The sequence below is a fragment of the Microcoleus sp. B3-D2 genome, from assembly GCF_036705345.1.
Classification (GTDB): domain Bacteria; phylum Cyanobacteriota; class Cyanobacteriia; order Cyanobacteriales; family Microcoleaceae; genus Microcoleus.
Genome location: NZ_JAUBUG010000017.1, coordinates 62,964 through 85,703, shown reverse-complemented (window position 1 = coordinate 85,703; position 22,740 = coordinate 62,964). Strand labels below are relative to the sequence as shown.

Sequence of the window (22,740 nt, the reverse complement as noted above, 5' to 3'; positions counted from 1 at the left end):
GAATGACATATACTGTGATGCAAGCGGTTTAATTGACCGGAATTGTCGATCGCACTCAGTAAATTAGATAAATAACTCGCCAAAATATCTTTGCAATGGAAAAAAAGCAAAACGCTGGATTGTGGGTATCAGTATTGTATTTCGCTCAAGGTCTCCCTTACACCGTCGTTAATTTAATGTCGGTGATTTTTTTGAAAGGTATGGGAACCAGCAACGAGCTCATCGGATTAACAAGTCTTTTGTCTTTTCCTTGGGTGTTAAAAGGTTTGTGGGGGCCAGTTGTTGATTTGTATTCCACCAAACGCAAATGGATTTTAGCAACCGAAATCATTTGTGCTTTTCTGTTTGCTTTCCTAGCGTTTGGCGTATTAACGCCAGCACCGATTATTATATCGCTTGTGATCTTTACGGCGATCGCCTTTGTGTCAGCTACTCACGACATCGCCATTGACGGATTTTATTTAAACACTCTGAATAAAGACCAGCAAGCCTTATTTGTCGGGGTTCGCAACACGGCTTATAGAGGTGCTGTCATTGCCGGTAGCGGTGTATTGGTGTTCTTAGCCGGGAAACTAGCCGAACAGCATTTAGTCACCGGAAATACAGGCGACACCAAAATATATCAAGACATTCCGCTGTCACTTTTCGGTTCGGATTTTAGCGTGTCTGCGCTTAACTACGGATGGGCGACAGCCTTTGGCATTTGTGCGATTATATTTGTGCTGATATATCTCTTTCAGCGGTGGTATCTTCCCTATCCTAGAAATTACGCTCTGGAATCCGGCGCCCCCCAACAAACAACAAGCTTTATCGAAGCATTTAAAACATATTTTAAGCAAGATAAAATTGGTTGGATTGTTACTTATGTCTTAATTTTTAGGTTAGGCGATGCCTTGACGTTTAAAATGGCTCCGCCATTTTTAATGGATAAAGTAGAGAAAGGAGGATTAGCAGTTTCTACATCGGACATGGGTCTGTTATCGGGTACGATCGGGGTAATGTTTCTGTTAATTGGAGGGTTGCTGGGCGGCTATTTAATTGCTAAACAAGGATTAAAAAAATGGATGTGGCCGACGGCAATTCTGCAAAATTCAACTAACGTGCTGTATTGGCTGTTGGCAATCAATCAGCCGGGGATTGAATGGGCTTATGCTGTAAATTCGATCGAGCAATTTACTTACGGACTTGGCGTAGCTGCCTATACAGTGTTCTTGATGCGGACTGTCCGCCCTGAATACGAAGCATCTCACTACGCGATTACAACGGCTTTTATGGCCGCAGGAGTGCTGATTCCGGGTGTTTATAGCGGCTACTTGCAGGCGAGTCTCGGCTATCAAAATTATTTTTTGATGAGCGCGCTGGCTGTGATTCCCGGTATGATGACGATTTTCTTTTTGCCACTAGAAGATGAGAAAAAATTAGCATCCATGCCCAGGCCTGGACTGGACGATTTCGATTAATATCAAGTCCGGTGGCTATAATTATCAGATCCGGGTGGGGCGGGTTTACCCGCGTTGCACAATTTGAGGATGATTCTTGTGGGGTGTCCCGCCTGCCCGGAAAATACACGCCTTCGGGCGGGACGCCCATCGCACAAAACAATCAAAATCATCCCGCAATTATGCAAGGCCGGTTTACCAATTTCTGCACTACTTTTTCGAGATTTCGGTGAACCCGCCCCTGCAGGAATATTGATGTTTTTAATCATCTAACGAGTATAAATTCTGTGTGCTGGCGTTCATAAGATAAAATAAGGACACAACAATGTTGTGTCCCTACCGCTACCGAATATCTGTATATCTGTATTGCCAGCCGCCAACTAAATCGCAATAAAATCACTAGCTGTTAGCGGACTACTTGGAATGCCAGTAATACTGGCAAGAACTTCGCCGTTACTGGCAATTTCAATCGTCGTTATAAAATCGCCTGGAGTAACTTTCAGTTGGTTGAACCTCAAACCTCCGCTCAAACCGATTAAATCTTGACCCTTTTGAAAGTCTATAAGTGTATCTGTATTGGCGCCTGCCCCTAAGACCAATACGTCGCGTCCAGCGCCACTAATTAAGAGATCCGCACCCTTTCCCCCAATCAGCGTATCGTCTCCTTCTCCACCGCTCAAATTGTCATCGCCTTTGCCACCGAATAGCTGGTCGTTGCCGATGCCACCGCTGATAATATCGTTGTCTTTGCTGCCGGTGAGAGTGTCGTTTCCCCCATTGCCAATCATAATATCGTCCCCTGCAAAACCTGAGGCTGTATTGTTGCCATCGTCGCCTACTAAATTATTAATTGCGGATGGATCGAGAGCAGTTTTCATTGCCACAACGTTTCCTAAAAAGGAGGTTCCCGGAGTGGTTCTTAATTGCTCTAAACTGCTGCGCGATTCCAGCGATGTTCCCAAGGCTGGCAGTGCAAAATCTAAGCCCGCTAACAGCTCTAAATAATCGGAATCTGTGAAAGTGAAATCCGGGCGGTTCAACTGGTCTACAGAGATTTCAGTCTGAGTCAAGCCGGGAGGAGGAGAACTTAACAAACCGCTTTGGGTGTGCTTGTCCAAGACAAGTAGCGGGTCAATAATCGGGTTAGTAAATGTTTGAAGAACTACTTTTCCTGGGAGAAAAGCTTCTCCTCCCAAACTCACAAAATCGCCGCTAACGATGTAGTGAGTTACATTTTTTCCTGCACCGACTTTCTGCTTGAATGTATTGACAGTGTTTTGATCAACTCCGGGAGAATTGAAGGTGACAACATCTCCGATAGTAGAGGTAAATTCAGTGGCGGCTAGTTGCGTTATGGCGCCGCCCAAGCTGTGTCCCAGAAGGTCTGGTGGCAAGCGGCTGGGGTTTTTTGCTGTATCTTGACTGATTTGTGTCAGCCAATTTCCTAAGGCTTGTTTGTTGGCTTCAAATTGGTTGAAACCGGCGCCGCGCGGGTCTGCGTTGGCAAGATCGTCTACGGGCGAGTCGGTGCCCCGAACTACCAAAACGGGCGGTTTGTCTGGGGTGGTGGAAATTAAGCCGATCGCGTGAAATCCAGTCGCGGGATCGTCAAAAGTGCGATCGATTTGGTAGCCAGCAGCGCTCAAACCCGTTTGAACTAAGGTTTGAGACTGGGGGTTGTTATCTATGTAAACAAGTTGCTTGGCTATAGTTTCGTAAGCGGCGGGGGATGAGGGCATATTTTTTTATTTCCTGTCGTTTGATGGGGAATTAGTTTTTCAGCTACTTAACTAAGTTTACAATAAACTAAGTTTATTAACCATATTAATTGGTCATTTTTCGTGGCTTTTTAGGGGCAATTCAAGCGCCATTTTTTTGTTACAAACAACAATATCGCTACAAAACCCACCCGGGTTTTGCGCCACCAAAAATACAAATTTTTCTCGCCCTCAATCTATACAAAATCTACCCGCGTAATATCGCTTGCCACTACGCCTCTGAGAGTAGCAAGAACTTCACCAGTAATCGGGATAGTAATTAAAGCTCCGTCACCCGCTTGGGTTACTCTAATTTGAGGAAAAGTTAGACCGCGCGACAGTGTAATTAAATCTTCACTATCTTGAAAATCTAGAATCACATCGGCTCCGCCACCGGATTCCAATACAAAGCGATCGCGCCCCGCGCCGCCCATTAAAAAATCGTTGCCAAACTCGCCGGAAATCAAATCATTTCCGTCGCCACCGTCCAAATAATCGTTATCTCTGCCACCGTACAAGAAGTCGTCGCCATCACCACCGGTGATGCTGTCATTACCTCGATTGCCTCTGAGAGTATCGTTACCGCGATTGCCGATAACTGTATCCTCTCCAGGGCCGCCGGTAGCAGTATTGTTGCGATCGTCCCCTAATAAATAATTCGGTTGTAAGGGAGCTAAACCGTATTGCATTTGTCTGATTAACTGCACAAAAGAAAATTCTGGTGCCGTTCTCAAACTCTCTGCACCCGCTCTGGTTCTGATGGCTACTGACACATTGGGCAGGGCAAAATTCATCGCACCGATAAACTCGTTAAAATCTGAGTCGTTGTTATAAGCAAACTCGGGACTGTTTAATTGTTCTACGGAAATTTGCCTCTGCAAAAAACCCGCGGGCGGAGTAGTTAACAAATTTTCAGCTCGATGTTTTGCCAAAACAGTTAAGGGATTAATACTCGGGTCTGTAAAACTTTGGATAAATACTTTACCCGGGATAAATGCTTCCCCAAACAAGCTAACTACATCTCCGCTGACAATGTAGTGAGTGACATTTTTGTTGCCTGCCCTGCTGAGATTTCTCCGAAAAGTGGTGAATGTACTCGCTGACACTCCCGGAGAGTTGAAAGTAAAGATATCGCCCGTCAGAGATGTGTATTCGGTTGCTACAATTTGAGCGACTGCTCCGCCCCAACTGTGCCCGATGACATCGGGCAATAATTTGCTGGGGTTTTTACCTGTATCTTGACCGATTTCTGTTAGCCAGTTTCTGATATTATCTTTGTTCTTTTCAAATTCAGGTAAACCAATGTCCCGCGAGTCGGAAAAGATAGCGTCGCCGTCGATGAAGTCTGTACCTTTAAATACGAGGGCTGGCGGGTTTTCGGGATTGGATGAACCGAACCCGATCGCATAAAAGTTTGTTTCTGGGTCGTCGAATATGCGATCGATATAGTAGCCATTAGTATCTAGGAAACGCGAAACTTCATTGGCTGCGCTTGGCTTTTGATTTAAAAAAACAATTGATTTAGCCAGAGCTTCATAAACAGCAGGCGAGGCACTCATAATATTATCTTTTCTGTTTGTTGGTATTGGCGATCGCTCTCTTGTTGAGCTAAGTGCCCAATAGCAGCCATTATAGCTGACAAGATTTTATGGTAGACTTGATAATATCAACTCAAGAATCAAGTTTTTGCGGTTATGGCTATCATTCGTCAATACATTGCTCCATTTATAGCGATATTAGTATTTTTTGCGGCTCTGGTAGCAGTCAGCGCTCGCATCTTTTTGCCGGCTGACATGGCGGCCCCGGCACCTATTGAGGAAGCGATCCCCCAAAAGCAAGCGGCAGTATTGAATCCAATTTTCTTGGGGGTAAATTATTCCGCTCTCCGTGTCCGGTGAGCTGATGTCTGCTCAACTAATACCGGGCTACGGGCTGCGCTCAGGATCTGGACTCGATCGGGCAAAACTGGTAAAGTTTATGCACCGGACTTACCGAGAGCTTTACCCGGATGGGGAATTGGAACATTTAGCTCAAACTGTCGAGCAGTATTTTTCTAACCAGACGCCGGTTTGGTGGGTAGAGTGCCAGAAAAACAGCCAGGAAGAGGCAGAAATTTTGCCGGCGCTTCCCTCGCAGTATCTCAATCCACAATCTCAAGTCCAAAATCTGACATCGGTTGTCGGATGTTTGTGGTTGGGAAATGCGATCGACCAAACCACCGGAGAACGCTACGCTCACATTTTTTTGCTGTACGTAGCACCGGAACATCGCCGTCTGGGGATCGGTGCAGCTTTAGTTATTCATGCTGAAAATTGGGCGCGGGAAAGGGGCGATCGGCAAATTGGTTTGCAAGTATTTCTGAGCAATCAGCCTGCGGTGAATCTCTATCAAAAATTAGGCTATCAAAGTCATTCCGTCTCGATGCTCAAGTCTCTTTAAAAAATAAAAGGTAATGTTTGTAGTAAGGACGAAGAGTTGTGATAGAGAAAGAAGCTGAAAACTTTGTGACTTTATGGGGACTTAAGTCTTGACTGCGAACTTTATGGAGGACTGAAGTCCTCACTATGAACCACATGAGGACTTCAGTCCTCCCTCGGAATACTTTTATTGGTATTATCCTAGTTGCTGTTGACCGTTGTCTGAGTTGCTTAGGAGCATCCTCTGTGCGGTAAAGTTTTTTTATGAACAATAACGACTACTCCAACGCCCTTGATACTGACACGGAACTGGAAAGCCCTTTGGATCAAATTTATGAATCCGAACCCCCGCTGCCAGATCCCGAGGAAATGCTGCCTTTGCTGGAATCCCCAGAACCTCAGCACCGGATGATTGCGGCGCGGGCTTTTTGCGAACTGCAGGACGATCGAGCAATTTCGCATTTAATTAATTTGTTGAGAGACGGTTGCCCCTTGGTGCGGGTGAGCGCAGCTTATGCGTTGGGGCGAAATCCGAGTCCCGATGCTGTGGAACCGCTGATTCTTCAGCTTAACTGCGACTGGAACGGTTACGTTCGCAAAGGGGTAGTTTGGGCCCTGGGAAATTGCAGCGACCACCGCACTTTGCCATCTTTAATTGATGCTCTGAAAACTGATATTTCGGCGGTGCGTTTGTGGGCGGCGAGTTCTCTGGGTCAAATGGCAAAAGTTGGTTACTCTGTGGTGATTGCTGCGATTCCGCCGTTGATTGAAGCGCTGCGGGGAGATTCTGTATCTGCTGTGCGGAGCAACTGCGCTTGGGCGATCGGGCAACTGGCCCGGGAATTGCCGAATAATATAGTGTACGCTGGGGCGATCGATGGTCTGATTGAAGCTTTAGAAGAAGATGAAGATATGGGCGTGCGGGAAGATGCTAAATCTTCACTCTTGCGAGTCGGCGACCCGCGCGGATTGCAGATAATTGAAGACTTAGAAATGGAAGGACTTTTGTGATTTAAACGCCCCCTTTACTAATTACCATTTACTAATTATGCCTTTCATCAGTGCTAAAACAGATTTTGGTTTCAAAAAAATCTTTGGTTCGCCCCAGAGCAAAGACATTTTGATTAGCTTCCTCAATGCTATGCTCTATGACGCACACCCAACCATTGAAGATTTAGAAATTATTGATCCTTACGCCGCGCCGAGCGTTACTGGATTAAAAGACACTTACCTAGATGTTAAAGCCAAAATTACAGGCAACAAAACTGTAATTATCGAAATGCAGGTAATAAATGTAGAAGCTTTTACTAAACGGGTAGTGTACAATGCCGCCAAAACCTACGCAACTCAACTCAGACCCAGGGAAGGATACTCGAAATTAAATCCTCTCATTGCTTTAACAATTACCGATTTTATTTTATTTGAAAATACAGAAAAATTTCTCACCCATTTTGTCTTTAAAGAACTCGAAGAAAACTTCGAGTATTATAACAGAGAAATCGAATTAGTGTTTGTCGAACTTCCCAAGTTTAACAAAGAACTAGAACAAATCGAAAACCTAATTCAAAGCTGGATTTATTTTATCAAAAATGCTCCCCTATTCGATGAAATTCCTGAAAAGTTCACATCTATTCCCGAAATTCAAACAGCTTTTTCCATCGCCAGCAGAACTAATTTAACCCTTAAGGAATTAGAGGAATTGGAAAAGCGGGAAATGTTTTTTGAAGACCAACGCGGTGCTGTTATTAAAGGGATGCAAGAAGGTCGCCAAGAAGGTCTAATTGAGGGGCAAACAGCATTAATCCTGCGTCTACTCCGGCGGCGCACTGGCGAAATCCCACCCGAAACTAAAACTCGCATTCGGCAGTTATCTCTCGAACAATTAGAGGATTTAGGAGAAGTCTTGTTAGATTTTACCAGTCAAGAGGATTTGATAGCTTGGCTGGAATCCGTGTCAGCATGAATTTATAAATTTTGCACTTCTGATACTAAATCCGGCTTTAATACCCCCTTCATTCTTGATTCGCCGCAGGCGGACTGTGTTTGTGTAGTAGCGGTTTCAACCGCCGAGTTTCTAATCTAATAGGTCGGGTTCCCGGCGCACTATCATGTCATAAAGCGGTTGAAAGCTAAACCATCCCATCCGGTGAGACCCTACTTGCTGCTGTGTAAAACGCGCACATTCTGGCTTGATGAGAATTGGTTTTCCCGCTGCTTCGGCCATTAACTGCGCTTGACAAGAACGTTCCATTGAAATAAACCACCAAGCCGCTTCATCTACTGTTTGACCTACTGTTAACAGTCCGTGATTTTGTAAGATAAGGGCTTTTTTCTCACCTAAAGTTTTGGCTATGCGTTTAGCTTCTTCGATTTCCAAAACAACTCCGGTGTAATCGTCAAATAAAGCTTGGTCTTCATAAAAAGAACAAGCATCTTGCGTCAGCGGGTCAAGCAGGCGGCCCAAACTCGACCAACTTTTGCCGTAGGGAGAATGAGCGTGGGCTGCTGCGATTACGTCGGGGCGGGCGCTGTGCACTTGGGAATGAATGGCAAAAGCTGCTTCGTTTACGGGTTTATTTCCTTCAACAACTTCGCCTTTGTGGTTGACTAAAATTAGGTCGCTGACTCGAATTAAACTAAAGTGCATTCCAAAAGAATTGACCCAGAAATGGTCGAGGTGTTCGGGGTCGCGGACGGTGATATGTCCGGCCACTCCTTCGCTGAATCCGAAGCGGGCAAATAATCGGAATGCGGCGGCTAAACGCTGTTTGCGGTGGCGGCGTTCTTCTTCAACTGAGTTGAATGTTGGGGGTTGAAAAGTGACTTTTGGGATTTTTAGGGCAACCATATATTTTATTAGTGAAAAGACAGGAGGCAGAGCCTCCGAATCGGCATTCCCAGTCAGAGACTGGGAACGAGATAAATTTTGAATTGGGAAATTTGAATTGGGAACTGTGGGGCCGGGATATTGCCTGCCGTACTAACCTGGGATTTCACTGAGGCGCAAACCTGCGATGTTTTTGCAGTCAAAGGTGGCGTTGTTGCCGGGGCGACGTTCTATTAATTCGATGATTTGTCCGGCGGGGTTTTCCAGAAACCACTGGGTTAATGAGCCGGAGTCTAAAGGACGCTCTGATAGCGGTTTAAAGTTTTTGTTTTGCCATATTTTAGCAGCATTCTGCACGTTTTCGACTCGAATCGCGACGTGGTGAACTGCTTCTAATCCTCTTTCTTGCTGGAAGCGGTCTGTTTGGTCGCCGGCTGCGTGGGGCGCATCTAATACTACTAAGCCGCCTGCTGGCATTAATAAGGTCATTAAATGCAGCCACAAGTCGGAGGGAACATTAATGTTTTCCGCACAAAAGTTGAGCGGGAACAAGTCGGGGCCTTCAACTGTTTTGGCGCCGAAAGGGCGGAAAGATGCGGCGTAGTTTTCGAGTTCGGTTCGGGTGGGAAATGTGATGACAAAGTGGTCGATTGAAACTGTTTCGCCGTACAGGTTTGTCTCAAAAATCCAGTTGGTTAAAAATTCAGGATTTGTAAATTTTGGGTTAAGTTTCACCAAGCCATTTTTTTTTATCAAAGGTGAGTCAATATAGCTGTCAGTGTGGTTCGGGAATTTTAGGGTTTTCAGCTTAAAGTTTTTCATGTGTTGGACCCCGATGTGGAAGGAGGCAAAACTGCGAATTTCTTCTACAGGCTCAACAGCAATCACATTTTGTGCCTCTTAATTAAAAAATAACACAAAATTTAATAATTGCCCGTCTAAATCGAGTTTATTTGCCGATCGCCAAACCGGCCAACCACGCCGTAGTCCAAGCACTTTGGAAGTTGAAACCGCCCGTCACGCCGTCGATATCCAAGATTTCGCCAGCAAAGAAAAGTCCGGGACAGCGGCGGCTTTCCATTGTCTTGAAATCGACTTCTTTGAGGTTGACACCGCCGCAGGTGACGAACTCTTCTTTAAATGCCCCTTTTCCTGCAACCTGATATTCGCCTTGAACGAGTTCTTGCAGGAGGCGATCGAGGGTTTTGTTAGATAAGTCGGCCCAGCGTTTTTGCTCATCAATGCCGATCGAACTTGTCAAGCGTTCCCAGAGGCGGCGCGGCACCGGAAACGGACAGCTAGAAACAATCAATCGGTGCGACAACTGCGACTTAACTGCTAGCAGTTGCTGCCGCAAAACTTCCGCATTGTACTGGGGAAGCCAATTAATCAGCACAGGTGTTTTATAATGGCGATCGTGCAAAAATCTCGCACCCCAAGCCGAAAGTTTGAGGACAGCAGGCCCGCTCACACCCCAGTGAGTAATTAGCAAAGGCCCGCTTTGTTCTAATTTAGCTCCCGGCAATTTCACCTTAGCATTAGGAACAGAAATTCCGGCTAAATCTTTGATTCTGCTGTCGGAAATATTAAAAGTAAATAGAGAAGGAACAGGCTGTTCTACAGTATTACCTAACTCTTTTGCCCACTTATAACCCAACGGATTGCTGCCTGTAGCGAGAAGAATGCGATCGCACTTCAATTTCTCCCCGGATTTCAACTCAATTTCAAAACTAGGGGCGGTATCCCCTTGTTCGCCCTCTGGGGTGTTGCCCGTTAATTTCTTTACTGAAACGACTGCATCGCCGGTGCGAATTTTTACGCCTGCATCCTCAGCCGCCCGGATCAAACAGTTAACAATAGTCCCCGAATCGTCTGTGATCGGAAACATTCGCCCGTCTTCTTCTGTTTTCAACTTCACGCCGTGACCTGCAAACCATTCAACAGTATCGCGGGGTTGAAATCGAGTAAAAGCACCGCGCAGAGCTTTCCCACCTCTGGGGTAATTCTGCACTAAAATACCAGGGTCAAAACAAGCGTGAGTGACGTTGCAGCGCCCGCCGCCAGAGATGCGAACTTTGGCCAGGAGTTGCCGGCCAGCTTCTAGTAAAGTGACGCGGGCTTGCGGGTAGGTTTTGGCACAGGTAATTGCACTAAAAAAACCAGCAGCACCGCCGCCAATGACTGTAATTTTGAGGATTCGATCGGACAAATTTTTTCTCGCTTATTCTGGTTCAAAATCGGATTTTGCCGCCCCGCAAGTGGGACAAACCCAATCGTCGGGGATATCTTCAAAGGCCGTACCGGGATCTATGCCTCCGTCGGGGTCGCCTACTTCGGGATCGTAGACGTAATTGCAAACTGTACAAACGTATTTTTGCATTTGCTTAACTCAAATTTATATTGTAAGCTTATAGATTGTACTTGACAACGCAACCTAGTGCAATACCAATTTCCCAACGTAATGCCACTTTCGGCCATTCCTAAATTATTAAAAATTAAATCTTGCACAATTATAAAATCTAAAATCTCATTAAGTCTTGCACAATTATAAAATCTAAAATCTAAAATCGTCAAAGCCTCCAGAACAGCCGTTCTAGAGGCTTGATTGTATTTTTTATTAGTTTACTGCGATTGCAAGACTAGACTTTCGCTAAAGGCTTAGTCCAAACGCCATTTTCATCTTCTTCGTACTGCTGGTGAATGGCGTCCCAAGCGGTGTGTTCGGCTTGTATCGAGTCGTTGCTTTCATCAAATGCGGCGTTGTATGATTCCATAAAGGTTTTTTGAGCTGCTTCCGACAGGTGCGATCGCACTTCTGGAGACAAATCTGCCGGACTATTGCAGCGACCTTTAACTGCGCGCGGCAGGGTCATCTCGCTAACTGAAACTTCTTCGCCACCTGCACTTTCTAGCAAGAGTTGAAATTCGCCCGATTTATCTGCGGGAACTTCTGCCATCACGAGAAATTCGCCTGCTTCAACGCGGGTTTGATAGATAGTTGCTTTGTCTTCGGGCATTCCCAAAGTGACTAAAGCGGAAACTAGACCAGCACCGGCCGAACCTGCGATCGCCCCGCTAGCTGCACCCAACAGTGCAGCACCCAGCGGGCCCGCCGAGACTACTGTACCGACAAAGGGAATAACCAGCAGGCCGACGCCAGTTAGCAAAGCCAAAAAAGAACCGAATAAGGAACCAAAAATCGCCCCGCTTCGCAGACCGCCTAAAATCACATCTTTTTTAGTAAGAAAGCCGGCAATTCTAGTTTTAGACTGAAAGTTTTTTCCCATTACTGAGATGTGGTCGCGGGAAACTCCGCGATCGAGCAACCGCCGAATTACACCGTCTAATTGTTCTTCTTCCTTAAATACGGCTGAAACTGTTCGTTCGGCTAAATATTCCTCGGTCATTGTTCCTCCTTGATGATTGGTCGCTTAGTTTTGATAGTGTTCAGTATAGGAAGACACGGTAGGGCAAGCGCATCGACCGCGAGATAGAGGTCGATTTATCGGATATAGTTTGAGGATCTATCAAAAGAGTTAAAGATTTTTTGAAGTGCGATTGCTCATCTATTAAATACAGTTATTCAGATATAATATAACCTTTTAACTCTTGCTTATTTATTATATTTTAACGGCGAGAATTTATCGTACATTCCGATTACAAGCGCTTTTTATCAGCGTTTTCTGCTGCTATATCTGCGTCAATTTTGTCTGGCTTCGCCTAATATTAGGCTAGTACACCATAAATTTTCGATCGAGTCAAATGCGGTTTTTAATCAATAATTTTTTATGGAGTCAGCCCAGCATTAAAATCAATAGCAATATTTTTTACGCTAATTCGGGTTTTGGCGATGGGGGGCGGCAGTCGCCAGTTCCCGGCGTGCTGACAATTAGCGTTCCAATCTCAACCGTAGTTGTCATATTTACCTAGATTGAGTTAACTTTATTCTATTGTAACGCAGCTTCATTTCTACCCGATCGCATTTATCAAGGTTAATCAATGCCACTAGCACCCCTGTTTCCTGTCGTTCATCCCATCCTTAAATCTGCTTTTCCCAGATGTCTGTGGACGGGAGATATCAACAGCCGAGAAATTGCCCTCACATTTGACGACGGGCCGCACCGTCAGCACACACCTCAACTGTTAAAAATTTTAGATAAATACGACATCAAAGCTAGTTTTTTCTGGCTAGGTTTTTGCGTGGACAGGCATCCAGAAACGGCTAAAGAAGTGTACGATCGCGGACACTGGGTCGGCCTCCACGGCTATCAGCATATATCGTTTCCCAAACTCAAAACCCACGAACTCAAACAAAGTTTAGAAGACACCCAAAAAGCAATTGCCAAAGCTTGCGATTTAGACCCAAAATTAATCCTGGACGTGCGACCGCCCAACGGCATTTTTACGCCGCGAACATTAGAGTTATTGCAACAGTGGGAATATCGCCCTGTAATGTGGAGTGTCGTCCCCGAAGATTGGGTGAGACCGGGGGTTAAGAAAGTTATTAGTCGCATCGTGCAGCAAACTGAAAACGGATCTATTATTGTACTGCACGACGGCTATTGCGGCGGCGAAGATGTTGCAGATTCGGCGGATAAAATAATTCCCTTGCTTTTGTATAAAGGTTACAAATTCGTGACAGTCGATCGACTGTGGGAACAGGCTAACATTCAGATAACAGGAAATTAAGTTAATGAAAAAAACACTGTTTATTACATCTCTTTGTTTGGCGAGCGCCGGATGGGCGATCGAGCTTTCTCCTGCTTCTCTAAGTGCAGAAACTCCCCTTGTAGTGCAGCAGCCAGCCCCTGGCGTATCCGCGCCTGTTCCCAACTCGAAAACCCCGCAAGTGGAACTGCTAAATCCGGGAGTGGAACCCCGACAGCAACTGCGTTTAAAACCCGCTATCAATGTCAAAGAAACAACTGTGATGACCGTAAAAATGGATATGGACATATCCGCATCCGGTCAGTCTTCGGCTGCGGCTAAAATTCCAGTATCGGTGATGACTTTCGAGACCAAAGTCACTAAAATCGCTCCCAACGGCGATATTTACTACGAGTTTGCTTACACTAATGCAGATATCGTCGGTGATACTGGAAATACCCAGCCCGCCGCCCTAAATGCCATGCGTTCCGCACTCAAAAACATGGTCGGAGTGAAAGGCTCTTTCATCATGGACAATCGCGGTTTTAATAAAGGAGGCGACATTATTTTGCCCGAAGGAGCTGACAATAACGTCAAACAAATGGTTCGACAAATGTCTAACTCTATAGAGCAACTTGCCTCGCCGCTGCCTGCCGAAGCCGTCGGAAAAGGAGCCAAATGGCGCGTTTCTTCTTCCTCTGATTTCAGTGGTATTAATGTGAAGGACATTGCTACCTATGAATTGGCTAGCTGGCAAGATGGAGTTGCCTCTATGAATGTAAGTATAGAGCAGCAAGCAAACCCCCAAAATATTACCTCTCCCCAACTGCCTGCTGGAACTACCTTAACCCTAAAATCTTTTGCTTCTCAGGGTCGGGGAGCAGCCACAATGCGCTTGGATAGATTAATTCCTTTTCGCTCTACTGTGTCTATTAGTTCAAATAGCGAAATGAGTGCTAAAACTGCTGGCAGTTCCCAAGAATCAACAATCAAAACAAAAATGGCGATGGAGATGACTTTAGAGTCGAAGTAAGCTTTATTATAGGAACTCTAAAAATTAGGGACACGGCAGTGCCGTGTCCTTAGTCACAGGTAAAATTTTAATAAATGGTATTAAATCCGGTTAATATACCTGATAGTATATAAATTTTCCGAAAGTTTCGATCGCCAATTTGTAAGTAGAGGAGTCTGTTCTATGATTCGATCGCACAGATGGCAAGCTATCATCGCTTTAGTGGTAGCGCTGGGGATAATCATCGGAAATTTAATGTTTCCGGGCCGAAATGTAGCGCCGGCATTTGCTCAAGCCAAATTTAAGGATGTTAACGAACATTGGGCGCAAGCTTGCATAGAGGAGTTAGCGCAGAAAAAAATCATCAGTGGCTACTACGAAGACGGCACTTTTCGCCCGAATCGCCCTGTTAGCCGCGCTGAGTTTGCGGCGATGGTTCGCATGGCTTTTCCCGATGCCAAAACCGTCCGCGCTCCGATCGACTTTGCAGATATTCCTACCAATTACTGGGGTTTTAAAGCAATTCGAGAAGCTTATCAGACGGGTTTTATGTCTGGATACAGTGGCAGTATCTTTAACCCGACTTTGAATATTACCCGCTGGCAGGCTTTGGTAGCTTTAACCAGCGGCTTGAAATATACACCTACGGGATCGGCGGCTGAGGTTTTGGAGGCGACTTTTGAGGATGCGCCGCAAATTCCCGAACTGGCAAGAAATGCGATCGCCGCCGCCACCGAAAAACAACTTGTGGTCAATTATCCGGCTGTTAAACAGCTAGAACCTACTCGGAATGTTACTCGCGCAGAAGTCGCAACTTTTTTCTGTCAGGCGCTCGCCAAACCCGGCCAAACAGCCTTAGTTCCTGCCGAATATATCGCCCAAGTTCCGGCGAATATCGGCCCGCCGAGAACAACAGAAATCTCGGAAGCGGGGAAAGTTAGGGCGGAAGTTTCTTTCGTAAAAGAAGCAGAAAATGCTAAAAATCTCCGCATCAGAATTATCCGCGACGGTAAAAGTTTATTAGAAGAACCAGTGCTGATTCCGACTCGTTCTCTAGTAGATAATCCCGACACAAGAGCCAGGGAAGAAATATCAGAAGGACGTTTTTTATCGCTGCGAATCCGTGATTTGGACGGCGACAAGGAACCGGAAGTGCTGGCAGATTTAGTGTCAATCAAAAGCGGCGTCCGCTGCTGCAATTATTCGTTTATTTACCGCTACGACTCGGCAGCTAACAAATACACTCATGTCAAGCATTTCTGGGGCAATGTGAGTTACGAAATAGTCGATTTTGGCAAAAATGAGATCCCAGAGTTTAAGAGTCAGGACGGCAGATTTTCCGAGGCTTTTACAAATTACGCTGATTCTCGCTTTCCGCTGCAAATTTGGCAGTACCGCCAAGGTAAAATGCAAGATGTTAGCAAAGAGTATCCGGTGGAAGTATACACGAATTCTGCTGAGCTTTGGCTGGAATCTAACAAGCGTTTGAGTGATAATGGAGATGTGAAGGGGGTTTTGGCGGCCTTCATGGCGAACAAGTATGTCATGGGCCAGGATGCGGAAGGTTGGCAGTTGTTGGAGAGGGTTTATCAAGGACGCGATCGCACTGAATTCTTTGGGAAATTGCGGGAGTTTTTGGTAAGTACGGGTTATGCTAGTAAGTAGATTTGCAGGTCTTTAAGCGCAGATGAACGCGGATTAACGCGGATAGTGTCTGTAGGGCGGGTTTTACGAATAATATCTAATTTTAACTAACAATATTACTAAACCCGCCCCCACACAACAGATAACCCACGTCAATTTTTACTTCGATACTCATCCAAAAAATGTACAGGATGATTTACCGCTTTGTGGGGGCGGGTTTATTTAAATCTTTAGTTACAGCTACGTATTGTGGGTAAAACCTGCTCTTACAGATAGCAGGAAAGTTGACATTTCGATTAAAATCGCCGAGTTATATATAAAAATAATTCCCCACCAGAGTTTAGTATTAAGCTAATCCGCCTTGAAATTCCCTGGTAAAATAAATTCTAACTCTTGTGGGGGGGCAGGAGATCCTGCCCTCAACATACAATTTAAATGCACAACAGCTTATACGTCCCGATAGTGCCGTAAAATACATACTTTTTAGCAGCTAAATTCCCTATTCAAATATTCATCAAATTTATGCCCACATATTAATTTGTTTAAATAAACTAAATTTACTAACAAGGTGTGAAAAAATGCAAAGGGCTGTCGCTTTTTAGACCCTAAGCTAAAATAAAGAGAAAATCTCAAATATTTAATCACTGAAAATGGTATATCCACCTGCACCTTGGAATCTGCAAGGTTATGCTGTTCAGACTTTACAATTGGTCGATGTGGCACGAGTGCGCCCCTTGGTTCCCTCTGAGTTAGAAATTGTCTCTTTATTGCCAGGAAAAACCCTAGGTGGCATTTATATATCCTCCTACGGGTTGGGTTCGGTGATGGAGTACAATGAGTTAATTGTAGTTAGCGCGATCGCCAATTATGCAGGAAAATGGGGCGCTTGGATTTCCCATATCTACGTAGACAACCCTAACTCGGTAGCCGGCGGACGGGAAATTTGGGGACTTCCTAAAGAATTAGCTCAATTTAGTTGGGAAGGCAGCGATTCGGTAAAGGCCGCACCCCTAGGCTACCGCGTCACAGTTAGCCAAGAAAACCGCCAACTGTGCAGCCTCAATTACAGCAAGCAAACTTTAGCCTTACCCCTGCCTTTTAGCGGAAATGTTTTCAGCGCTGACCGCAGCAATTTGCTGTTGTTTAAGGGAGGATTACAGTCTCGCAGCGGTTTGATTAAAGGCGAATTAGAAGTGGCAGAAGAAAGTCCTTTTGCCAGTTTAAACTTAGGTCAGCCCTTGCTAACAGTTGCCTGCGAAGATTTGCGTTTAACAGTCGGTGCGCCGGAAGTTGTGGGAAACAGATCCCTTGAATTCAGTTATTAGCTGTAAAGTGCGGAGCTTCGCCGTCAACCTAAAAAAACAGAACAGCCAGAAACCCGGTTTCTTGAAGAAGCCGGGTTTCTGGCGCGGCCTATTAGTTTGAGCTACTTACTAATCTTTTTGAGGACTTACGCCTCAAACGGCTAAAAACCGGGTTTCTTCCTAAATGCGTCGTTGCCACACCCAATATTCTCCGAGAAACCGGGTTTTTTTTCGTAAGTCCTATTTTTAAATGCCAGCGCCCGGAGCGGCTTCAGCACCCATTACTAAAACTGTACCGCGAAGGAAATCAATTTGTTGCTGAAAGTCCATCGCCTGAACCTTTCCTAATAAAGCTTTGCCTGCTTCGGGAAGTTCATAGTCGGGAGGCATGGGTATAATAGTTCCTTCGTCCATTCCTACTGCTAAGAAATACCAAAAAGCCAGCTTAGTTTCAGGGCTCATCGAGCCGTACATCCGGCTGATTTCAGTATTGGCTTTTGAGGCAATGTCGCGCATTACTTGTAGTTGTTCTTCGTGCGGCAGCGGTTTGACTTGATCGAACAAACCTTGAGCGATTTCGGAACCGGAAGCACCGGGAGCCGCTGGTGTTATTGACTTGCCCATTTCCGTGTAAACAAACCACAGCAAACCTAATTGGTCGTCTACACTCAAGCTCTGAATATCTGCTTTTCCTTGGTCGTAAGCACCGGAAGTAGTAAATGTCATTCAAGCCTCCAAAATAATATGTATTGCTCAGCTTTCTTATTTAGAAAACTTTTTTTTTGCTACTTAGTTAAAGTACCTAATAAATAGTGAGGCTAGAATCTTGCTTAAGGCAGATATGATCCCGGACATAAGTTCGTCGAGTAAACTCACCAAAATTTGGGAAATGTGCAACCAAAGGATGACGCAAATTTGACAAGATTGTTGTGAGCGGTGCTCCTGATTAGCATTGTTTAGCCGATCGACGATCGCCTATAATCGCAACAGACCTGTATAGAGGTGGCTGTTATGTCGATCGCAACTGCAAAACGCTTCACCATAGCGGAATATCACCGCCTGACAGAACTGGGGTTCTTTGGTGAGGACGATCGAGTTGAGTTAATTAATGGAGAACTTGTGAAAATGGCCGCTAAAGGTACCGCTCACGAAACCTGTCTGAGAAGATTATTGCGGGAATTAAGCGCCATAGTAGCAGAGCAGGCAACTTTACAGTGTCAATCTCCCATCGTTTTACCGACAAACAGCGAACCTGAACCTGATTTTTCGCTCGTACAAAATCGCCCTGACGACTATCTATCCTCTCACCCCTGTCCAGGGGATATACTGTTGCTGATTGAGATTGCAGATTCTTCTTTGAGTTACGACAAACAGGTTAAGCTCCCCCTTTATGCTGAAGCCGGAATCTCTAACTATTGGATATTTAATTTATCACAAACTTGCTTGGAATGTTACAGCGAGCCGTATCAGAATGCCCCTGGCCAATTTGGTTATCGCAGGACGCTGATTTTTCTGCCCAACGAGTCTGTTAATCTGCCTTATTTTCACGATTTGGCGCTCGATTTATCGAGAGTGTTTCCGCCAACTATAGAATCCTGAAGGACTCTGATATTATTCCAAAGAAAATAGGCCGGCAAACAGCCGGCCTAGAATCAGGAGAACTTTATTTCAAACTCGTTGAAAATCTAGCTAAACAAACCCGAAATCCCGCCGACTGCTATTGCTCCAGCCAAAGCCGAAACCACCACAGAAGTCAGAGCCGTACCGAACAGCCACCAAGCAGCAGTTGCTGCGGCTTCGCGCGCATCTTCTGCTTGCTGCTTGGTCTTTTTCTTGAGCTGTTTAATGCGTTTTTTGGCTTCATTTTGCAGGCGCTCCGATCGCAATAAAACGCTGTCCCGGGCTCCTTCCATTTGGTCAACAATTCGGTGAGCGTCTGTCTCGGAAATATCGGAACGAGAACTCAGCAGGGCAACTAAAGTACCGCGATCGAACTCACCTAAACGCTCTTTAATCGCGTCAAATCCGGCCTGCGGGTCGTCAAACACTTTGCGGAAGTCCCGCTTGATGCCTTCGTAGTTGAGCTCTGGTCGATCGAGCGAATTGAGGTAATCCCGGATTTTCCCGAAGATACCATCCATTGCTGACTGAAACTTGTCCTGAACCATTTGAACTTGTTCGACAATTTGGTTGCGGACAGATTCAATTTGGTCGGCAATTCTGTTAGCTTCCTCTTCCGAGATGTCTTCCCGCTGCGACAGCAATGCTACCAGAGTCGATCGATCGAAGTGCTTCACGCGATCGCCCAAACTTTGCATCCCCATTCCTGGCTCGCTAAACAGCAACTGCAAATCGCGTTTGATGCTTTCTGGATTGAGTTCTTCCTTGTCCGTATTCCGCAAGTAATTTTCCAAACTACCTTGGAAATCTCGTACAGTTTTTTGAGCGCGAGATGCCAAGCGGCGGGGCGATTTCACGATGCTGCGAATCGAATCTTGCACGCGATCGATCGTCCGATTGATCTGTTCTTCGCTCAAATTTTCCCGCTGCGACAGCAACTTGACTAAAGTTTCGCGATCGACCTGAGAAAGTCTATCCCGAAGTGCCAAAGCACCCTCTTTGGGATTTTCAAACAATTTGGTCAAATCCCGAGTGATACCTTCTGGATCGAGTTCTTCCAGGTTTGTATTCCGCAGGTACTCGCCAATTTTTGCAGTAACTTCCTCGTACTGTTGCTTAGCTCTATCTGCCACAATTTGCGGCGCGTGGATAATGTTATCGCGCACAGATTCAATCCGGTCGATCGCCTGATTTATCTGTTCTTCGCTGAGGTCTTGGCGCTGTGACAGCAACTGCACCAGCGTATCGCGGTCGAATTGAGACAAGCGTTCTTTCAGCGATTTAAATCCGGCTTCCGGGTCGCTTAACAGGGTTTGAAACTCGCGCTCGATAGCTTCAGGATTGAGTTCTTCCTTATTAGTATTGCGGAGATACTCTTCTACCTTTTGCCGCAATTCTTGCGCTTTCGATTGCGCTTGCTCTTGCAATTCTTGCGCTCTAGAAATCACGCGATCGCGCGAACTTTCGAGCCGCCCGATTAACTGATCGGCTTCCTCTGGACTGAAATCTTCTCGCTGACCCAGCAACTGCACCAAAGTATCGCGGTTAAATTGGGAAAGGCGATCGCGCAAAGCCTCAAAACCAGCATCCCGGTCTTCCAAAAGCGCTTGGAAATCGCGCTCTATACCTTCAGGATTCAGCTCATCTTTGCCAGTCGATCGCAAATAATTCTCAATCCGGCTCCGCAAATCTTGAGACTGTTCTTCACCAGCAGCAGCTTGCACAATTTCCAACACTTCTTGTCGGACACCTTCAAGCTGTTCGGCAATTTCCGTCACCTGTTCGGGAGCAAACCCCTCGCGGCGGCTCAGAATCCCTACAAAATAATCGGGATTAAACAGCTCTAACTGGCGCAAAACAGCCCCAGGAGAGGCTTCCGGGTCGTAAATCACATCCCTAAATTCTTGCTTGATTGTCTCCCGGTTGAGATGCCACGGTTGGGCATTCATCAAGTAGTTTTCCACATCAGCCTTAGCTGTATTGAAAGGCAGCGCAGGCACTTTGTCGCCCACCTTAGAAGCCAAAGATTTAGCTTGTTCCGTCCCTTTGGCTGTCAGTTGCTGCAACTGACCAGTGATTTTTTCAACATCCAAATCAGACAAATCCGTCCGCGACAAAACAGTGTTCACAAGAGAACCCACACCCAACTGCATTGCTCGCTTCATGCCGCGGCTGGATTCCGATTTGTTTTCCCTACTTTCGAGAATTTGAGACAGCTTGGCGTTGAGTTCGTCAGACTTCAGCAAATCGGGAGCCGCAAACTTGAGAAAATCAACCAACTCTAAATTTGGGTCTTTCTGCTCTTGCTGCTTGCCGAAAGTTTGCTTCCAAACGCCTTCGAGTTGGTCAGAAATTTGATTTATTTCCTCTGCCGAAAAGTCTGTGCGACTCTTAACTAAATCCACAAAAGTCTGGCGGTTAACATTCTTCAGAAGGTCGCTTCCCGCAAGAGATTTGATATCTGCATCGCCCAGCAACTTTTCAAATTGACCGCGAATTTCCTTAACATCTAGTTTCGGTAACTGCAAAGAACCCACATAATCTTGCAGTGTTTCGCGAATGCTATCCGGGTCTACCGCCGAACTCAATTCGCGGCGGACAGCGGCAACAGATGCCTCTACAGTATTGACCATTTGGTCGTTGGCCATCTTGCCGCCGATCGCAGCACCTGCAGTACCCATGACACCTTGAACCCCTGAAAAAGCAGTTTTTATCAAGGAACCGATCATGGAACCGACGGCGCTAGAACCGAGCCACACCAGCGTTAAAAAGTACGCCGACCAAATGACTACACCAATAATTGCCGCTCCGTCTACCGAGGCAATTGAAGTTAGTTTGACCGCCAGAAAACAAGCCAAAAATAAAGCCAGGTTAACGGTGACTAAAATCCAACCCCCGACTAAACCTTCGATTTTCCGAACTTTAGTGCCTAAACTTTCGGACTCATCATCATCGTCACCGTCGGGTAAAGCCTCGTCCCAATTTGAGATTTTGGCGGCGATCGAGAAATTTGTTAACAGGAATTGGAAGCCGAAAGCCATAATGACTCCGGCGATTAATGCCACGAAAAACTGAGGGCTTAAAAACATCAGCCCTCCGATATCGGGGTGGTCAAATGGCACATCTATTTCTACTGGCATTTGGGAAATACTGAGTTTTGGACTGTACAGCGACATTAATAACTCGCTTTCTAACATAAATTACCTCCTACACTTTTATGCCTAGTTAGGCATAGCAAAACTTTACCCCAACTTTCTTTATAGGGGATTTTGTAATCTTTAGATGATGGTTTGTTTTGGTCAGGCTTAATCTTACGGAAGCCCTTATTAGTGAAATTGGGATGAGCCGTAAATCACTTCTCTAGTGATCTCATCCTTACTGCTTATTATGCCTGCGGAAGGGAAAAAATAAATCCGTCTAAAGTCAGAAATTAGTTTTTATGCGACTGGTAGCAGCAGAGTTCGCATAAGAGGGGCAAGTTTGAGGCGGGGGGCGATCGCCACCCATTATCAATAGTAGTAAAGTGATCTTCGGTGCACCCAGATATCGTATAGTGCGTTACCGATTTAGGATTCAGTTTGATTTTTAGGCTCAAAACGAGCTAATAATTCCGAGCGCTCGATCTGCATAATCAGTCGGTTGCGAGCGAGGGTTTCTAAATCTAATTACAGGCAATTCAACAAACATGATATCGGGTGCGCCGCCTAGGCTACGAATTTTTGCCGCAGCATTTACCCTCACAGTTCCGAATGCTGCGAATACAGCCGTACTCCTCGAAACGTTGACTGTGTTTGCGAACAGTAGGATAGGCAAGTAAATTGAAAGGAATTCCGGTTAGTTTGTAAAGCAATCGACCAGCAGCATGAACAATATCCCAAATTTCGCTTAAATTAGGTTCTCGAACAAATTCTCCTATTTCATCTTTTAAGGCAAGCCACTGAGATTGCACCGTAGGAGAGTGACAATTATCAAATACTGCCATACCTTTTTCGTAGTTTGCCCAAATTTTATTCATATATTTAATCAAATCCGGCTCACGTCTGATAATATCAGAAGTTAATCTAAGATTACAA

General features: G+C 45.6%; 20 protein-coding genes. 10 read left to right on the top strand and 10 right to left on the bottom strand.

Going from position 1 to position 22,740, the window contains the following annotated elements; genetic code table 11:
• The first annotated feature begins 95 nt into the window (after positions 1-95).
• On the top strand, positions 96-1,460 hold the full coding sequence (locus QUB14_RS09325; RefSeq protein ID WP_333216330.1) for an MFS transporter: 1,365 nt from the start codon (positions 96-98) through the stop codon (positions 1,458-1,460).
• Positions 1,461-1,819: 359 nt separating this feature from the next.
• Here the strand turns inward: QUB14_RS09325 and QUB14_RS09320 are convergent, their stop codons facing one another.
• The gene (locus QUB14_RS09320; protein WP_333216328.1) at positions 1,820-3,178 is read right to left on the bottom strand and encodes a calcium-binding protein; all 1,359 of its coding nucleotides are present in this window, start codon (positions 3,176-3,178) and stop codon (positions 1,820-1,822) included.
• A 215-nt stretch (positions 3,179-3,393) separates the two neighbouring features.
• Positions 3,394-4,755, bottom strand: coding sequence for a calcium-binding protein (locus QUB14_RS09315; protein WP_333216326.1), 1,362 nt, complete (start codon positions 4,753-4,755; stop codon positions 3,394-3,396).
• 135 nt (positions 4,756-4,890) lie between these two features.
• On the opposite strand from QUB14_RS09315, the gene QUB14_RS09310 reads away from it, so the two are divergent.
• The 4 genes from QUB14_RS09310 to QUB14_RS09295 all read left to right on the top strand — a co-directional run bounded on the left by QUB14_RS09310 (position 4,891) and on the right by QUB14_RS09295 (position 7,576).
• On the top strand, positions 4,891-5,094 hold the full coding sequence (locus QUB14_RS09310) for a hypothetical protein (RefSeq protein ID WP_333216324.1): 204 nt from the start codon (positions 4,891-4,893) through the stop codon (positions 5,092-5,094).
• A 4-nt stretch (positions 5,095-5,098) separates the two neighbouring features.
• Positions 5,099-5,635: a GNAT family N-acetyltransferase gene (locus QUB14_RS09305; RefSeq protein WP_333216322.1), complete on the top strand. Its 537-nt coding sequence runs from the start codon at positions 5,099-5,101 to the stop codon at positions 5,633-5,635.
• 242 nt (positions 5,636-5,877) lie between these two features.
• On the top strand, positions 5,878-6,624 hold the full coding sequence (locus tag QUB14_RS09300) for a HEAT repeat domain-containing protein (protein WP_006634292.1): 747 nt from the start codon (positions 5,878-5,880) through the stop codon (positions 6,622-6,624).
• Between the two features lie 37 nt (positions 6,625-6,661).
• Positions 6,662-7,576 (top strand): Rpn family recombination-promoting nuclease/putative transposase, encoded by a 915-nt coding sequence (locus tag QUB14_RS09295; RefSeq protein ID WP_333216320.1) that lies wholly within the window; start codon positions 6,662-6,664, stop codon positions 7,574-7,576.
• Between the two features lie 111 nt (positions 7,577-7,687).
• Here the strand turns inward: QUB14_RS09295 and QUB14_RS09290 are convergent, their stop codons facing one another.
• From QUB14_RS09290 to QUB14_RS09270, 5 genes are all read right to left on the bottom strand, one after another.
• Positions 7,688-8,461 (bottom strand): class II aldolase/adducin family protein, encoded by a 774-nt coding sequence (locus QUB14_RS09290; protein WP_333216318.1) that lies wholly within the window; start codon positions 8,459-8,461, stop codon positions 7,688-7,690.
• Positions 8,462-8,593: 132 nt separating this feature from the next.
• A complete protein-coding gene (locus tag QUB14_RS09285; RefSeq protein ID WP_333216316.1) occupies positions 8,594-9,328 on the bottom strand; it encodes a hypothetical protein in 735 nt (244 codons plus the stop codon).
• Positions 9,329-9,389: 61 nt separating this feature from the next.
• Entirely contained in the window at positions 9,390-10,637 is a 1,248-nt protein-coding gene (locus tag QUB14_RS09280) for an NAD(P)/FAD-dependent oxidoreductase (RefSeq protein WP_445251827.1), read from the bottom strand.
• A 24-nt stretch (positions 10,638-10,661) separates the two neighbouring features.
• Positions 10,662-10,820 carry a rubredoxin gene (rd, locus tag QUB14_RS09275; RefSeq protein ID WP_333106888.1) on the bottom strand — a complete coding sequence of 53 codons (159 nt, stop codon included), beginning with the start codon at positions 10,818-10,820 and terminating at the stop codon, positions 10,662-10,664.
• Between the two features lie 259 nt (positions 10,821-11,079).
• Positions 11,080-11,847, bottom strand: coding sequence for a ChaB family protein (locus QUB14_RS09270; protein ID WP_190739058.1), 768 nt, complete (start codon positions 11,845-11,847; stop codon positions 11,080-11,082).
• Positions 11,848-12,439: 592 nt separating this feature from the next.
• Here QUB14_RS09270 and QUB14_RS09265 point away from each other — a divergent pair.
• From QUB14_RS09265 to QUB14_RS09250, 4 genes are all read left to right on the top strand, one after another.
• Positions 12,440-13,129, top strand: a complete 690-nt coding sequence (locus tag QUB14_RS09265; protein WP_333216311.1) for a polysaccharide deacetylase family protein — start codon at positions 12,440-12,442, stop codon at positions 13,127-13,129.
• Positions 13,130-13,133: 4 nt separating this feature from the next.
• Positions 13,134-14,120: a hypothetical protein gene (locus QUB14_RS09260; protein ID WP_333216309.1), complete on the top strand. Its 987-nt coding sequence runs from the start codon at positions 13,134-13,136 to the stop codon at positions 14,118-14,120.
• Positions 14,121-14,282: 162 nt separating this feature from the next.
• Positions 14,283-15,764: an S-layer homology domain-containing protein gene (locus tag QUB14_RS09255; protein WP_333216307.1), complete on the top strand. Its 1,482-nt coding sequence runs from the start codon at positions 14,283-14,285 to the stop codon at positions 15,762-15,764.
• A gap of 629 nt (positions 15,765-16,393) precedes the next feature.
• Positions 16,394-17,068, top strand: a complete 675-nt coding sequence (locus QUB14_RS09250; protein WP_333216305.1) for an acetoacetate decarboxylase family protein — start codon at positions 16,394-16,396, stop codon at positions 17,066-17,068.
• Positions 17,069-17,293: 225 nt separating this feature from the next.
• Here the strand turns inward: QUB14_RS09250 and QUB14_RS09245 are convergent, their stop codons facing one another.
• Entirely contained in the window at positions 17,294-17,773 is a 480-nt protein-coding gene (locus QUB14_RS09245) for an orange carotenoid protein N-terminal domain-containing protein (RefSeq protein ID WP_190663533.1), read from the bottom strand.
• A 285-nt stretch (positions 17,774-18,058) separates the two neighbouring features.
• Between QUB14_RS09245 and QUB14_RS09240 the strand changes: the two genes are divergently transcribed.
• Positions 18,059-18,646: a Uma2 family endonuclease gene (locus QUB14_RS09240; protein WP_333216302.1), complete on the top strand. Its 588-nt coding sequence runs from the start codon at positions 18,059-18,061 to the stop codon at positions 18,644-18,646.
• A gap of 86 nt (positions 18,647-18,732) precedes the next feature.
• Here the strand turns inward: QUB14_RS09240 and QUB14_RS09235 are convergent, their stop codons facing one another.
• Positions 18,733-21,864: an MFS transporter gene (locus QUB14_RS09235; protein ID WP_333216301.1), complete on the bottom strand. Its 3,132-nt coding sequence runs from the start codon at positions 21,862-21,864 to the stop codon at positions 18,733-18,735.
• Between the two features lie 512 nt (positions 21,865-22,376).
• Positions 22,377-22,682, bottom strand: coding sequence for a hypothetical protein (locus tag QUB14_RS09230; protein WP_333216299.1), 306 nt, complete (start codon positions 22,680-22,682; stop codon positions 22,377-22,379).
• Positions 22,683-22,740: the final 58 nt, after the last annotated feature.

What these genes read in the sequence shown, in the direction of transcription:
- QUB14_RS09325 (WP_333216330.1), top strand. Translation starts at nt 96, where the DNA reads ATGGAAAAAAAGCAAAACGCTGGATTGTGGGTATCAGTATTGTATTTC.
- QUB14_RS09320 (WP_333216328.1), bottom strand. Translation starts at nt 3,178, where the DNA reads ATGCCCTCATCCCCCGCCGCTTACGAAACTATAGCCAAGCAACTTGTT.
- QUB14_RS09315 (WP_333216326.1), bottom strand. Translation starts at nt 4,755, where the DNA reads ATGAGTGCCTCGCCTGCTGTTTATGAAGCTCTGGCTAAATCAATTGTT.
- QUB14_RS09310 (WP_333216324.1), top strand. Translation starts at nt 4,891, where the DNA reads ATGGCTATCATTCGTCAATACATTGCTCCATTTATAGCGATATTAGTA.
- QUB14_RS09305 (WP_333216322.1), top strand. Translation starts at nt 5,099, where the DNA reads ATGTCTGCTCAACTAATACCGGGCTACGGGCTGCGCTCAGGATCTGGA.
- QUB14_RS09300 (WP_006634292.1), top strand. Translation starts at nt 5,878, where the DNA reads ATGAACAATAACGACTACTCCAACGCCCTTGATACTGACACGGAACTG.
- QUB14_RS09295 (WP_333216320.1), top strand. Translation starts at nt 6,662, where the DNA reads ATGCCTTTCATCAGTGCTAAAACAGATTTTGGTTTCAAAAAAATCTTT.
- QUB14_RS09290 (WP_333216318.1), bottom strand. Translation starts at nt 8,461, where the DNA reads ATGGTTGCCCTAAAAATCCCAAAAGTCACTTTTCAACCCCCAACATTC.
- rd (WP_333106888.1), bottom strand. Translation starts at nt 10,820, where the DNA reads ATGCAAAAATACGTTTGTACAGTTTGCAATTACGTCTACGATCCCGAA.
- QUB14_RS09270 (WP_190739058.1), bottom strand. Translation starts at nt 11,847, where the DNA reads ATGACCGAGGAATATTTAGCCGAACGAACAGTTTCAGCCGTATTTAAG.
- QUB14_RS09265 (WP_333216311.1), top strand. Translation starts at nt 12,440, where the DNA reads ATGCCACTAGCACCCCTGTTTCCTGTCGTTCATCCCATCCTTAAATCT.
- QUB14_RS09260 (WP_333216309.1), top strand. Translation starts at nt 13,134, where the DNA reads ATGAAAAAAACACTGTTTATTACATCTCTTTGTTTGGCGAGCGCCGGA.
- QUB14_RS09255 (WP_333216307.1), top strand. Translation starts at nt 14,283, where the DNA reads ATGATTCGATCGCACAGATGGCAAGCTATCATCGCTTTAGTGGTAGCG.
- QUB14_RS09250 (WP_333216305.1), top strand. Translation starts at nt 16,394, where the DNA reads ATGGTATATCCACCTGCACCTTGGAATCTGCAAGGTTATGCTGTTCAG.
- QUB14_RS09245 (WP_190663533.1), bottom strand. Translation starts at nt 17,773, where the DNA reads ATGACATTTACTACTTCCGGTGCTTACGACCAAGGAAAAGCAGATATT.
- QUB14_RS09240 (WP_333216302.1), top strand. Translation starts at nt 18,059, where the DNA reads ATGTCGATCGCAACTGCAAAACGCTTCACCATAGCGGAATATCACCGC.
- QUB14_RS09235 (WP_333216301.1), bottom strand. Translation starts at nt 21,864, where the DNA reads ATGTTAGAAAGCGAGTTATTAATGTCGCTGTACAGTCCAAAACTCAGT.
- QUB14_RS09230 (WP_333216299.1), bottom strand. Translation starts at nt 22,682, where the DNA reads ATGAATAAAATTTGGGCAAACTACGAAAAAGGTATGGCAGTATTTGAT.